This is a genomic window from Pseudomonas arcuscaelestis, from assembly GCF_016881005.1.
GTDB lineage: Bacteria > Pseudomonadota > Gammaproteobacteria > Pseudomonadales > Pseudomonadaceae > Aquipseudomonas > Aquipseudomonas arcuscaelestis.
In genome coordinates, this window is record NZ_JACOPV010000009.1 from 213,945 (window position 1) to 226,524 (window position 12,580).

The window sequence follows — 12,580 nt, forward strand, 5'->3', positions numbered from 1 at the left end:
CCCAGCTCGATGGCTGGGCTTGGGCATCACCTGGAATTTTCCTGCTCGATCCTGGGGAGCGAAAATCGCACCCGCCTCTACGGCCTCGGCCCCGGTTTTATGCCGGGGCTTGGGTGTAACAGGTGCGATTTTCTTTGCATCAGCAATAGGGCTTCTGACCACGGGCAACACGCTCCTTGACCGCTTTGGTGGCGGCACGAGTGGTTTTGCGACAATGGTTCCAGCTATACATCCAGCGCGCCGCAACTAAAGCAGCTGCTAAGCCAAAGAGCACCAGTACCACCTGCAAGGCGCTGTGGAAGATGGTCCCCGGTGCGTCTTGACCTGCCGCAATGGCAGAAGACGATATAGCCAGCATTAACAGCCCAATTGGCAGTCTCATTGTCGATTTCCTAAGTAGCCAGGCTGGCAGCTGCGGCCTGGTCGTTGAGCTGTTTTGCCAGGGCCTCACCGGCCTGGGTCAGGTCATAGTCACCGCACGCGTAAGCCACTAGCCCGCGCTTCAACAGCGCCTCACAGGTGCGAACCCGTGAGGCGTGGGACAACGGACCATGGACGCCAAAGTCATCCCAACCCCAGCCCTTGCCGAGCTTACGCAACACTTCCTGCATCGGTTCACTGAGCTTGTTGGCCATCACGTTTCCTACGTCGCTGAGGCGCGCATATACGCCGCCATATCGCCCATTTGATCGACGATGGCGGCTTCGCTTGCTTCGTGCGCGGCGTTGATCTTGGCTTTCATTTTTTGGCACAAGCCGCAATCGACGTGCGCCCAGTTGCTGGTGCCTTTGCTGGCTTCCCCGAGCCAAGTGCCGCAAGGCGCCTGCTCGGCTTCATCGTCATCCGGGTAGGGATCAAAATGCGTGGCCATCGTCGTTTTCCTCAACCTTTGAAGTCAGGGTCGATGACCCAAGTTTTGCCCTTGCTGGCCACGGCCACCGGGCGTTCGCGAAGGGCATAGGCCGCGTGTTTTCCCGTGAGTTTTCCAGTCAGGTAATGGCGGGCAACGCTGAGCACATATCGCATGTTCGTATTCCTACTTATCGCGACCAGAATCGGGACGCAGCCTGAACAAGTGGTAGAGCGCGGTTTTGCTGTGGTACTTCCGCGAAAACTCGACCCGCTCTTCAGCGTCAAGTTCATCCACCCAACCCAGCCATTGATCCAAGCTCATGGAGTCGATTCTGTGGCGAACATCGTTCAGTTTTTTATTAAGACGGCCAGCTACGGTTTTGATAGCCGCCTGTTCCTGCTGGAGAGCCCAAGGGCGCTCCAAAGCAAGACCGACTTTGAAGAATGCGCTGTCAATCGCAGCCTGGAATTCTGGGCTATCGCTGACTGCTGGTTCCAACGCCTGCTCGATCTCTAAAAGTTCGGCGGTGGAGAACGCGATTAGTCTGGACATCATCCTTTCCTTGAACAGTTACGCCAAGATCACTGGCTTGATTGGCGACGGCTTTACGGGGCTCACAGGCCCACCGCCGCCGCCCTGGCTACGGCGGCTCGCGGGCGGATCGCCATATCCGTTGGACAGCGCATCGTTCATTTCCCGAGCCCGCTGCATGCGGATCACCTCTGCGCCAGTGCAACTGTACTGCCGCCAGAACCGGCGAGCCTCGCACCAGTTCACCAGCAGTAAAGGAAACTGCTGCCGCTCCGCAGCGGCCGTCAGGCTGCACAGAAAGGTATCCCAGTCGCAGCAACGGCGGTCGATCCACGGGGCTTTGCGCTTCTTGCAGGCCATGGCGGCGTTTTCCCTCAACTTGCCGCTGGTTTCCGGTGGCTACGAAATTTCGCTGCCAACTCCGGGTCGCGGTCGAGCAACTGGCCCATGGTGAACGGTGTTTTCGCTCGGCCTTCAGCAATCAGCTCATCAAGCGGACGACCGAGCAGACGCTCGGCAGTGTCGGCAGAAATGCGCTTCTCATCGATCAAGTCCCCGCCCACATCGAGCTTGTCAGCGATCAACATTGCCGGATCTGCATTGCCCAGCTCGGCCACCGGCATAGCTGACCATTGCGCCTCCCATTCGACCTGAGACTCCCAGCCAGCGCCGCCAAGGGTCACAAAACCGTTGTTCTCTTCGTCTACGAAGGTAATGGCGATGCACCACACTTGTTTTTCAACTTTCGACTTCATTGTCGCCGTCCTATTTTCGCGGACGCAAAATGGCGTCCCTTCTACGTGCTCGGCCCCGGTTTCTTAGGCCAGGGCTTGAGGTGCAGCTGAGCGACTTTTCCTATCGCTTCGTGGTTTCCCACGGAAGCCCCTTACCCTGCATGCGAAGCGCTGCATAAATCGGGACTAGAACGCTCAGTAATGCGGGAATGGCCAGAATTCCAGGCCGACTCCACTTCACCAGCGTACCAACCATGAAAGGTGATCCAACAAGGTCGCTGGGGGACAATTCGAAAAATCCGAACATCCACGCCCAAACGACAGCGCTAAAAAGGAGCGATGCGATGAAGCCGCATGCGTCACAGGGGCGATAGCAGCGTTGGAATCATTGTTCTGCAAGAGCGCTTTCTTTGAACTGTTCAGCAGCCAAGCGGGGACAGAATGCAGTAACGATCCTGCCAGCCCATGTCTGCGTTGATGAACCAGAAGATAACGCCAGTGATGAGTAGGCTCGTTCCGACCCGAATACCCCACGGGTTACGGAAGAAATAGCCGTAGGCGAAAACGACTGGTGACAGAGCGGCACACATGACGCCAAATGCCCGGAATAGGCTGAAATACTCAGTCAGTGCGATGCCGCCAAAGATAAAGCACAGCGCCGCAGTTACTCGCAGCAGGCGACCCATTGGGTCAGTGGTAACGATGCTCATCGGTGTTTTCCGTTCTATCTGGGCTTACTGGTTCACACCTGGGGACGCCACACAGGTGCCGCGTTTGCGAGTGTCATTGAGTGCTGGCCAGTCATCCATGCCAACCTATCAATCTTTGCACCAATCAGCGCGATCTGTTTCAGCATTAGGTGGGCTCCAACGCTTTCAGCATTTCTTTGATACATCGGCGTATCAAACAGCGCGACTAAAGCGTTGACTAACTGGCTTTCGAATCGGGTCGTGCTGAACGACGTTAACCATGTAGCGAGGTCATCACGTGAACTTAGATCAGGCATCGCATCTACCAGCAGGGAATCGAGTCCGCGCCCGGCAAAGAAATAGATCAAATCTTTTGCTGGGATTTCAGGGTGGTGAATTGCGCGTCCGGCAAACATTCGCGGCGATGGGACACCGTGAACCATCCGAACGTAGCTACGTTTTGTTTTGCACGGTTTCGCTGTTTGGACAAGAACGCGAAGGTCGTCTGTCCATCTTCCGGCAGCCGACATCATCCGGGCAGCTGTGTGCAGCTCACTCTTTACGTTGAAGTGAACCAATTTAGAAACTGCACGCTTTTGGACTAGATCGAACACATAGCTTTCTAACGACACAGATGTCATTTCTTATCCTCCAATTCTGGGCACCGATAACTGCTGGAGCCGATTTTTCCTACTCAGCAGTGCTTGCGGTTTGAACAGGGTTCACAGACCTGTAATCAGCCAGGGCCTGCTCAGCGCTCCTACATGCGTGAACTCGATAGTCCACATGCGAAATGTTGGGATTCTGGTACTGCTTGATGATCGCTTCCAGCGCCTCGATCAGGAGTGCCGCTTTACCATCGTTGCTGCCATTCGCGCTCATGTTTCGATTTCCTACAAGCTTTCAGAATTCCAATGGGCCGCGCCATGCCTCAACATAACGAGGGTCGAAAATCGTCACCTCGGCTCCTTCAGAGCTAGGCGCAAGCAGTAATATTTTGTCAGCAATATTGACCATATCAGCGTAAGCCTCGGGCAAGTCCGTCAGAAAAAGCTCTCGATTATTTGACTTACGAACATCCGGCCAATGAGACAAGCCGACGCCTAGATACAAAAAATTGCCGGTTGCAGCGGCGCAATTACGTAAGTCAGAAAGCGCCGCGCTTACACGATCTGCTCCATGCAAAAGATGAGCATTTTCGATGATGACTGTAGAGCCGTCCCCGCATTCTGAAAGCGCTCTTAGCACGTCAGCGACTGCAACAGGGTTGCCACTCCACTGAATGCGCGACTTCGCTTTAAGGTGCCCAGCGTCGTCGCTCTCACTTGGTTGTTCTTCGATTCCGGCCAACCGGCAAAGGAGGTTTGCGCCGTGGGAAAGCTTAGGCCAATCTTCATCGGCCAAGTTGGCATTGTCGAGTGCGGTGAACGCCACACCACTTGCCACTGCAATGACCTCCCGCATCAAAAGTTGCTTGGTAGCATTCGCAAAGACAATGACGCTTTCTTTCGCTGCATCATCAGTAGCGGTTAGCGCCTTCTCAATGATTGATGCCAATACCGGTCTGCGTGTTGCAGGCGATCTAGAGGCCACGACAGCTAAACCCGGATACTCAAGCGTCAGGGCGCTGACAGCGCTTCCCTGCACCATTGATGAATCTTCATTGAACAGCGCATCAAGACGATCAAAATCTGCTGTCATTTCACGTTCAAAGGTGTCCATGGCCGTTGTTTTTCCTCAATCTTGAGAGTGCCCGGCTAACGCCGGGCTGAGATGTACTACTGGTGCGAACCTGCTTGAATGGCGGCTTGTACCTCACTTTGCCTGATCCGTAGTGAATTCTGCCGCCAGGTTGCGTCGGCCCAAACCAGCTCCTGCAGTACGAAGAGAGCCCGGCCTTCGGCTAAGAGCCGATCAAGAAGCACCTCGCCAACGCCGTGATAGCGCAACAAAACACGAAGGCGCTCTATGCTCGTTGCGTTAATAGTGGCTACTACCTTCACACCGGCCAGTGCCAAGGCGACTGCCTGGAACACATCCGCTCCATCCCTTAAGTCGTCAATCAGCTGAAACGGGTCTTCAGCACGCGACATTTCATTCATAACCACATTGGCAGTTGTCGTTTTGCCTTGCCATGTGGCTCCGGCAATTAACAGCAGAGCCCCACGGCTATCAGTCAGATCCAGCAAGCGGACCAATTCACGGGAAACAGCTTCGGATTGCCCAAAAATCGAAGCCACTTCGGGCTTTTGATCGCGCTGGGCTGTCACCTTAATACTGAACTCCAACGTAGAGGGGCTGTTGAGCGATGAATGACCTATGCAGGCACAGGCGGCGTCCCAGTTTGGATAATTCTCTTCCTTGGCCACCAGTTCTAAGGCCTGTGAGTGGGTGACCGGTACATTAAACATATGGGCTACAGCTGCCCGAAGGCGCTTTGCACGAGGCTTGAGAGTATCAGTAGTCATTGGCACTTATTTCCATTTGAGCCAGGCACATAATGTGTTTCGGAGTCCTCGTTCTCGATGCCCGGCAACGGGTTGCCAACGAGCTTCGTCACTTCCCACATTCACCGTACCGTTTCCGGTGAGGACGACAGGCTGTGGGCGACCTTGTTGAAATGTAATTGGGGATGGGGTCACCATTCCGAATTACACTTCTGCCTCAGTAGGCCCCTCAGCGAGGCCAGGGCTCCTTCCTTAATTGGGCGGACGCCGATGCGGTGTCCTCTACGGCCTCGGCCCAGCGCATGGCTGGGCTTGGGCGTACCTGGCGTTTTCCGTGCTACTCAGGCTTGTTCACCTGAGCCTCAATCGAGGCAATGAATTCGGCTTTGCTTTCGGGGCTGTCCGCATTTTCCCCGATGAAAACAACACGTTCCGGCGAGCGCCGCATGGCCTCACGCAATACATGCTCAGACGGATACGTCGAATCACCACTAATTGTGATCTCGACTGGGGACTCGACAGTGCAAGTACGGGTAGTCATAGCTTGGGACCTTTACGTTTCGCGGACGCGAAAAGCGCGCCCTGGTACTGCCAAAGCCCGCGACTGGGCGGGCTGGTGGGGCAGGGCGATTTCCTATCACGCGGCAGCGTTTAGCGCGGCCTGCAAAATTGCTTTCATAGCTTCGAAGTTCTTGATGCTTTCTTCTTGGCTACCGCCCTTGGGCAGCAAACCTCGCTGGACGGCTTCTTTCATCCCCGCGTAAACCATTTCGTTTGTCACTGGTGGCATGTCTGTGTCCTTCTTTCCTGCTCGATCCTGGACGCGAAAGCGCGCCTCTCTTACGTCATCGGCCCAGCGGTTTGACGGCTGGGCTTGTGGTGTACCTGGGCGTTTTCCCTGAACTACTTGGCCCCTGGTTCAACCGCATCGGACTTTGCAGCCTGCTGAGCAGATACCTGCTCGGCAAGTTTCGTTACCTGTTCGGCCAAGCCTGGGCTACGAGTGTTGTAGGCCCAAGAAAAGAACCCTGCTGCGCCGATCACCAAAGCGAGAGACACGGCACGCAAGGCGTTTTTGCGCTGTGGGCTACGGCGGCTACGGCTGGCAGCGAGAATGGCCAGGGCAAGCAGTACAGCTATGACAACGCCGGTCACGTATGGATGTTCCTGGGTGAATCGCAGACCGCTGATTACGCCTACGGGAATCATGTTTATCTGTCCTTATCTTCGCCAACGCGGTGTCCTCTACGGCCTCAGCCCCACAGGTGCGGGGCTTGGGCATTGCGGGGAGCTTTCCTTGATTAATTGGCGCTTTCAGCATGCTTCCGACGCCAGAACCGTTTACGGCGGATATGGCGCGGCAGAATCAGCGTTAGCCCCATAAACATCATGCCTACCAACATCGAAAGCAGCACGGTACAAGCCAATTGGATTGGAAACTCCAGTGAGCCGCCCAAGGTGTTGGCAGGGAAGTCCAAACTGATGCGCGACCCAACGTAGTGCCAGCACCCATAAAAGATGGCGGCGCAAAGCAGGCCAGCCAAAAGGTAGATTCCACCACGCACAAGGAGGTCGCGTTGATTTTCACTCATGTGATTTTCCCTTACTCAATCAGCACTTGGATGCGGGCCAGTACATCGTCCATCACCACCTCGGGGACAGACTCCACGCGCTTGGCGCCTCGGGCCTCAAGGTCAACGGTGCGGATCTGATTACACAGCACAACGCCCTGCGTCTCGGTGCCTGAACCGCTCAGCGGCACGGCAAACCCGGCATAGCGGGCAAAGTCGCCGCCTTGGGTGATGGGCGCAATCAGGACCAAGCCTGAAACATTGAAGGCCGCAGGCGAAATGATCAGCGCCGGACGAAAATCGCCCTGCTGCTCACGGCCAGCGGTAGGGTTCAAGTTCAGGCGAACAATGTCGCCTCGGTTGAATTTGGTCCGCCTCACACTTCACGCCCAACTGCTGGCATTGAGTTCCACGCGGCCAATTCGGCAGGCTCCGCCGCGTTCAAATCGCACTGCGCCATCAGGTCGGCCAATTGGTAACGCGGTTTAACCTTCGCGGGCTTGAGCGTCATGGCTTCGGCAGCCGCATCGACATTGAGCAGCAGCACGTCGCCGCTGGCCAGACTCATTTGCTTGAGTACGGTAGACGGCAGGCGGATGGCCGCACTGTTGCCCCATTGCTGAATTTTGACTTCCATAAACACCTCCTGAACGTTTAAACATTGTAGATACGAGACGTGCCAAGTGCAAGCGCTATGTATAAACATAGTATCTACAATGCCAGCTCAAAAGAGCGCCGAATAGTGGCTTGATCAACTGACAGGTACGGGAATGGTCCAGCGTCGGAGTGCCCAAGAATCATTTGCACCGTCTCAACGTCACCAGTAGCTGCCAGCACCTTTGCCGCAAGTGAGCGTCTGCCGCTGTGCGACGATCCCTGCTTGATACCGGCCTGCCGGTAGAGCCTGCTGATGGTCTGCTGGAGCGAATCACAAGCCCTGTACACCTTCGGCCCGCTCTCCAACTCGCGATGCTTGAACGCCAGTTCAAAGGCCTGCCCTTTGTGCGTGGTAATGAGCTTTGAGCCTGGGCGCAGGCCTCGGTATTCGACGGCGCCGGTACAACCCCAGCGACGGCGCAACCGCACCTGAAACCAGCACTCTAGCGCCTCAAGGCACTTCGGGTGCGTGAGGTATATGTTCCGGGCACGGGATCCCTTTGTGATAGCCGATGACAAGTACACCTCCGGGCGAACGGCGCCGCTCGGGTATAGGACATCGGCTATTTCAACCTGGGCAAGTTCAGTGTGTGTGGGTTACCCAAAGCAGAAGCACGTCACGTTCAGGCATGCGCCCAGTGACGGATGCAACGCGGATCAGGTGCTTGAATTGTCCAGGGCGTAACGAAGCGGCTCGGCGGGGAGTCATGCGGGCTCTCTGTCAGGATTGCGCGGTAATCGCGATGAATCTGTAGAGAGTGGCCAGCGGGCCTCCTGAATAGCTTACAGGCAAGCCCGCTGCATTGTTCACGGAAAATCCCTGGATCTTACAATCCTGGTTGGATTGTCCTACAAAACCGCTCTATCTCCTGCAATACAGACAATACAGGCTATGGCGCTGCGAGCAATTTATTGGTAATTTCTTCGACGCTGATTACCAAGGATTTATAATAATGAAAAAAGTGCTTCTCAAGAACACCGTCGCTTTCGCAGTTGCCATGGCATCCACTCAAATCTTCGCCAGTGGATTTGCTCTTAACGAACAAAGCATCAGTGGGATGGGCACCGGTTTTGCCGGGCGCTCTTCTTCTGCCGAGGATGCCAGCACTGTATTTGGCAACCCAGCCGGCATGGCCCGCCTTAAGCGTGAACAAGTGACCGTTGGCGCCGCTGCCATTATCGCCAAGTCCGACATCAGCAGCTCTGGCAGCAATACTCCAGGCGGCAGCTTCGATGGCGACATGGTTCCTAAGGTAGGCGTACCGATGGGCTATTACGTCAAGCCAATTGACGAACAATGGGCAGTTGGATTCGGTGTTTACGCACCTTTCGGCCTGGTCACCGACTATGAAAACGGATTTGCTGGCCGTTACTTCGGTAGCTACAGCAAAGTCTCGGTTGTGACCCTGCAGCCGACCGTCAGCTACGCTTTCAATGACAAGGTTTCGATCGGTTTCGGTCCGACCTTCAACCGTATTGAAGGCACCTTGAAGTCCGATGTTCGCGGCAACTTTGCTGGCACGAACGACGGTGAAGTGAAAATCAGCGGCGACGACACTGCCGTTGGCTACAACATTGGTGTCATGGTCCAGGCGACTGACAGCACGCGCGTCGGCCTGACCTACCACTCGATGGTTGATTACAAGCTCGAGGGTAAAACAAGGATCAGTGGTGCTCCGTTCAGTGTCTTCAGTGGCAGCAAGTTTGATGCCTCACTGAAAATCAAGACTCCTGAGTCCGTAGATTTTTCGGTAACCCACGAGCTGGACGAGAACTGGACCCTTTACGCAGGCAGCACCTGGACCCGCTGGAGCCGACTGGAGGACATCACAGTTAGCAATAGTGGCGTGCCACCGCAGTTGGGCGGCAGCGCTGGCGCAATCGGCACTATCAGTGAGCCACAGAACTGGCACGACACTTGGGCTCACGCCATCGGTGCGAGCTACAAGGTCAACAAGGCATGGACACTCCGTGCCGGCCTCTCCGTCGATCAGTCTCCAACCAACAACGAAGACCGTTCGCCACGGATCCCGACCGGAGACCGCAGGGCGCTCAGCCTGGGTGCTGGCTGGAGCCCAACCGAAGACCTCACTGTCGACATGGCCTACTCCTACCTGATGGAGGAAGACGTCAAAGTCAGCCATTCGAAGCCGCTTGTCCCGGGTGTGAACACGTCCTACAACGCCAAGTATGAAAACAGCGCACACGGTCTTGGCCTCGGCCTGACCTATCGCTTCTAAGCGTTAGCTGCTCAAACAAAAAGCCCCAGCTCGAGCCGGGGCTTTTTTATTTCCTGGGTAAGGCTTGAGGTGAATTGGCTCATGAATTGGGCAATGGCGGCAGTGGTGGTAACTGTCAGGCCCCGCCAAGTTGCGTACTTGGCTACGGTTCCTTTTTCCCCGTGGTTAGGCCTCGGCTGAGAAGGAGGAAAGTGTTCGTTGGGGCGCCATTTCTTGGGCCTCGGCAGATGGGTATTCCAAGGGCGCGTCGACATTGGCTGACCGATTCTTTTGAAAATGACCCACCGAGCAAGGCCGCGACTTCCGAGTCTTTAATTTTGCCGAGTAATGCAATGCGTTCGGGCGTCCAGACCTTACGGTGTCGCTTAATCCCCAACTTCTTACGAAGCACAGAAAGGGTGGTTGATGAGTAGCCAAACCTGGCCACCAGATCACGGTCGGCAACCTTCCCCAGCAAGGACAACATCTCCTCGGGGTACTCAGGCACATTCACGCTAAGGATACCCCGGGATTTCCTCTCCTTCTTCAGGTAGTAGGTGGGGATACCGAATTCTGTAGACAGGTCCTGATCAGATCGTATTCCGAGTTGACTGATCAACTCTTGCGGCAAGGTAACAATCTCGCGCTGTTTCTTGATTGGCTTTGCCGTTGGCGTGGTTGCAGGCTTAACCGTGGAGGCGACCCCAAGTTTTTTTCGTAGAGCACAGACGTTTGCGATGGAATAGCCAAACCGCACACCAACTTCCCGGTCAGTAACCTTCCCGAGCAGCTCAAGCATTTCTTCTGGGTATGTACCACGCTTGAATTGCTCGATACCCAAGGCAAGACGCTTCTGCTTCAAAAAGTAAGCCGAAATACCAAATTCTGCCGACAGATTGCGATCCGAACGCTTGCCGAGTTGCTGGATCACAGCTTCGGGGATCTCATCTAGTTTGCGGCTATCAGGGGTCATTTGATCTGTATTGGACGTGGAAGTCATGCAATTGATTTTAACAAAGCAGATCGCCTGCGGCAGCAGGCCCAGGAATTAATTATCGGCTTTAAATGGATGGTGACTGGGCCGCCAGTTCCGACGCGTTACCTGCGACTGTGCGTATTGAGTCCAGAATTTTCGCTATGGTCACTTCGCCGATCAAGCGGGATCTTGTCGACTCAATGCCATTGGTGCGGATGAACTGGACCGCGTCCGGCCCGAGGAGGCCGTTCAGTTCAAGTAGCTTGCGCCTTGCTGGGCCGCCGGCGGTGATGTCAACACGAATGAGTTTGAACTCCTTAAGCGCAGATCGGAGCTCAGGCGAAACAGAAGCCGCGTCATGCACCCGTGCACCACCGATGGACCAATCTGCGTACCAGTCCACCACCGCTGGTATGCCGGCAGTCTTTGCTTCGGCAATCGCAACGGCGAGACGTTCAGGAGTCGAAACAACCGTCCAGGAAAGGGTTCGTTCTGACAAGAGCCCCAGAGGATCAGTAGCATCAGCCTCACCCTTCAGCATCCCCGCCCACGCCGTCACACCCCATACCAGTACAAGGGCCGCTGGGACCCTGGCGAGCCATCTCATTTGAGAATCAAACACCCCGAGGTATACCGCCACGCTAACAGCGAGCAGGCCATAAAGCGCGAGCGTCAACTGACCAGGCAGAACCCGGTCGGCAAGCCATATCGCAACGACAGCCAGCAGTACCGCATTAATTGTCCTTGCCGCAGGTACCCAGTTTCCAATCTGACCTAGTAGTTTGGAGGAGAGAATCCCTAGAAGTACTAGCGGGACAACCATACCCAGTGCCAGAGCGAAGAGTTGAAGCGCCCCGCCAGGCTCGCCACCGGCGCTCAGATACATCATCAAGCCTGCAACTGGAGCAGGGACGAATGGAGCTACCACGACGCTGGCCAGCACCCCTAAGGCTGCCGAAGCTGCAACGTCGCCCATCGATGCCTGGCTAGTGCATCGGATTGGTTGGCGGTTGAAAGCGGCCGGTACCGGGAGCGCGGCAAGGCCGGTCAGGATTGCTGCAAGAAAAAGCAGCAGCGCAGCAGCTGGAATTAGAACAACGGGAGACTGGAGGCTGCCCTGTATGTCGTACTGAGGCCCCAGCCAGGCGATCGCCGCGTTGATGAACGTGTAGCCAATCGCCAAAGGCAGTGCAAACGCCAGGCCCAATATAAGGCCGCGGCGCGCGGTTTGCTCTCCCCTTAACAGGATGGAGCTGAGAATGGGGGCTACAGCCAACAGGCACGGCTTTAGCACCAGGCCCAGTCCCGCTGAAAACGCTAGTGCAATGCTCCACCAGGTCCATTCGGTTGTGGCCGCGGTGCCGGCGCTGCTGCCTATCTGAATTGTTTGTGAGTCAGGTGGGTAGCAAAGTCCTTTCTCCGCACAGCCTTGGAAGCCCACTCGCAGGGAGAATCCACCATCCCCATGGTTCTGTACCGGGATGCGAGCAGAGAGAGTGCTGTTGTAGACGAGGACATCGCCGAAGTATGGATCAGACCTTTGCTCGCCGGCGGGGAGTACTGCTGTACCGGCGGTAACCCCGCTGCCAGATACGCTGAAGCTTAACTTTGACTTGTAGAGGTAGTACCCCGGAGCAGCGACTATTCGGACTTGGATGGAATCAGGCGTGCCGGTTGCTGACACCTTGAACGCCTCGTGAACCGGGAGGAAGTCAGGATTTTCTTTGAATCCTGTTCCCCAGGCGAGGGTTGCGATACTGAGAGCTGCTAGAGCAATGATTGCCGTTATGAAGCGTGGATTCATTTGACGGTGCCGCACAATTGGAGTGTGCGGCCATGGTAATTCAGATGATGCGGGCAGGAGTCCCAAACGGGGTGTTCGTTTTCAACTGTTCCGTGACGA

Annotated in this window: 21 protein-coding genes; 1 reads left to right on the forward strand and 20 read right to left on the reverse strand. The window is 55.7% G+C overall.

Annotated elements, in window-relative coordinates; translation table 11 throughout:
* Positions 1-139 precede the first annotated feature (139 nt).
* The 18 genes from H8F21_RS15980 to H8F21_RS16065 form a co-directional block, all read right to left on the reverse strand.
* The gene (locus H8F21_RS15980) at positions 140-382 is read right to left on the reverse strand and encodes a hypothetical protein (RefSeq protein ID WP_203584974.1); all 243 of its coding nucleotides are present in this window, start codon (positions 380-382) and stop codon (positions 140-142) included.
* A 10-nt stretch (positions 383-392) separates the two neighbouring features.
* Positions 393-635, reverse strand: a complete 243-nt coding sequence (locus H8F21_RS15985; RefSeq protein WP_203584975.1) for a hypothetical protein — start codon at positions 633-635, stop codon at positions 393-395.
* 8 nt (positions 636-643) lie between these two features.
* Positions 644-871 (reverse strand): hypothetical protein, encoded by a 228-nt coding sequence (locus H8F21_RS15990; RefSeq protein WP_203584976.1) that lies wholly within the window; start codon positions 869-871, stop codon positions 644-646.
* Between the two features lie 11 nt (positions 872-882).
* A complete protein-coding gene (locus H8F21_RS15995) occupies positions 883-1,026 on the reverse strand; it encodes a hypothetical protein (RefSeq protein ID WP_177030287.1) in 144 nt (47 codons plus the stop codon).
* 10 nt (positions 1,027-1,036) lie between these two features.
* Positions 1,037-1,405 (reverse strand): hypothetical protein, encoded by a 369-nt coding sequence (locus H8F21_RS16000; protein ID WP_203584977.1) that lies wholly within the window; start codon positions 1,403-1,405, stop codon positions 1,037-1,039.
* An 18-nt stretch (positions 1,406-1,423) separates the two neighbouring features.
* Positions 1,424-1,744 (reverse strand): hypothetical protein, encoded by a 321-nt coding sequence (locus H8F21_RS16005; protein ID WP_203584978.1) that lies wholly within the window; start codon positions 1,742-1,744, stop codon positions 1,424-1,426.
* 14 nt (positions 1,745-1,758) lie between these two features.
* Entirely contained in the window at positions 1,759-2,139 is a 381-nt protein-coding gene (locus H8F21_RS16010) for a hypothetical protein (protein WP_203584979.1), read from the reverse strand.
* Positions 2,140-2,537: 398 nt separating this feature from the next.
* Positions 2,538-2,828, reverse strand: coding sequence for a hypothetical protein (locus tag H8F21_RS16015; RefSeq protein ID WP_203584980.1), 291 nt, complete (start codon positions 2,826-2,828; stop codon positions 2,538-2,540).
* Positions 2,829-2,860: 32 nt separating this feature from the next.
* A complete protein-coding gene (locus H8F21_RS16020; RefSeq protein ID WP_203584981.1) occupies positions 2,861-3,448 on the reverse strand; it encodes a hypothetical protein in 588 nt (195 codons plus the stop codon).
* Between the two features lie 49 nt (positions 3,449-3,497).
* The gene (locus tag H8F21_RS16025) at positions 3,498-3,689 is read right to left on the reverse strand and encodes a hypothetical protein (protein ID WP_203584982.1); all 192 of its coding nucleotides are present in this window, start codon (positions 3,687-3,689) and stop codon (positions 3,498-3,500) included.
* Positions 3,690-3,710: 21 nt separating this feature from the next.
* Complete coding sequence (locus H8F21_RS16030) at positions 3,711-4,529, reverse strand: hypothetical protein (protein WP_203584983.1); 819 nt, start codon at positions 4,527-4,529, stop codon at positions 3,711-3,713.
* A gap of 56 nt (positions 4,530-4,585) precedes the next feature.
* Entirely contained in the window at positions 4,586-5,275 is a 690-nt protein-coding gene (locus H8F21_RS16035; protein ID WP_203584984.1) for a glyoxalase superfamily protein, read from the reverse strand.
* A gap of 616 nt (positions 5,276-5,891) precedes the next feature.
* Entirely contained in the window at positions 5,892-6,044 is a 153-nt protein-coding gene (locus tag H8F21_RS16040) for a hypothetical protein (protein ID WP_203584985.1), read from the reverse strand.
* 113 nt (positions 6,045-6,157) lie between these two features.
* Positions 6,158-6,463, reverse strand: a complete 306-nt coding sequence (locus H8F21_RS16045; RefSeq protein ID WP_203584986.1) for a hypothetical protein — start codon at positions 6,461-6,463, stop codon at positions 6,158-6,160.
* A 92-nt stretch (positions 6,464-6,555) separates the two neighbouring features.
* The gene (locus tag H8F21_RS16050) at positions 6,556-6,846 is read right to left on the reverse strand and encodes a hypothetical protein (RefSeq protein ID WP_203584987.1); all 291 of its coding nucleotides are present in this window, start codon (positions 6,844-6,846) and stop codon (positions 6,556-6,558) included.
* 11 nt (positions 6,847-6,857) lie between these two features.
* The gene (locus H8F21_RS16055) at positions 6,858-7,205 is read right to left on the reverse strand and encodes a type II toxin-antitoxin system ChpB family toxin (RefSeq protein ID WP_203584988.1); all 348 of its coding nucleotides are present in this window, start codon (positions 7,203-7,205) and stop codon (positions 6,858-6,860) included.
* Positions 7,202-7,462, reverse strand: a complete 261-nt coding sequence (locus tag H8F21_RS16060; protein ID WP_203584989.1) for an AbrB/MazE/SpoVT family DNA-binding domain-containing protein — start codon at positions 7,460-7,462, stop codon at positions 7,202-7,204. Before H8F21_RS16060 ends, H8F21_RS16055 begins: the two co-directional genes overlap by 4 nt.
* Before the next feature lie 74 nt (positions 7,463-7,536).
* On the reverse strand, positions 7,537-8,007 hold the full coding sequence (locus tag H8F21_RS16065; protein WP_328824496.1) for a tyrosine-type recombinase/integrase: 471 nt from the start codon (positions 8,005-8,007) through the stop codon (positions 7,537-7,539).
* Between the two features lie 428 nt (positions 8,008-8,435).
* Between H8F21_RS16065 and H8F21_RS16070 the strand changes: the two genes are divergently transcribed.
* Positions 8,436-9,722, forward strand: coding sequence for an OmpP1/FadL family transporter (locus H8F21_RS16070; RefSeq protein WP_203584990.1), 1,287 nt, complete (start codon positions 8,436-8,438; stop codon positions 9,720-9,722).
* A gap of 142 nt (positions 9,723-9,864) precedes the next feature.
* On the opposite strand, the gene H8F21_RS16075 is transcribed toward H8F21_RS16070, so the two are convergent.
* Positions 9,865-10,674, reverse strand: a complete 810-nt coding sequence (locus tag H8F21_RS16075; RefSeq protein ID WP_203584991.1) for a hypothetical protein — start codon at positions 10,672-10,674, stop codon at positions 9,865-9,867.
* Positions 10,675-10,762: 88 nt separating this feature from the next.
* Positions 10,763-12,481, reverse strand: a complete 1,719-nt coding sequence (gene dsbD / locus H8F21_RS16080) for a protein-disulfide reductase DsbD (RefSeq protein WP_203584992.1) — start codon at positions 12,479-12,481, stop codon at positions 10,763-10,765.
* Positions 12,482-12,580 lie beyond the last annotated feature (99 nt).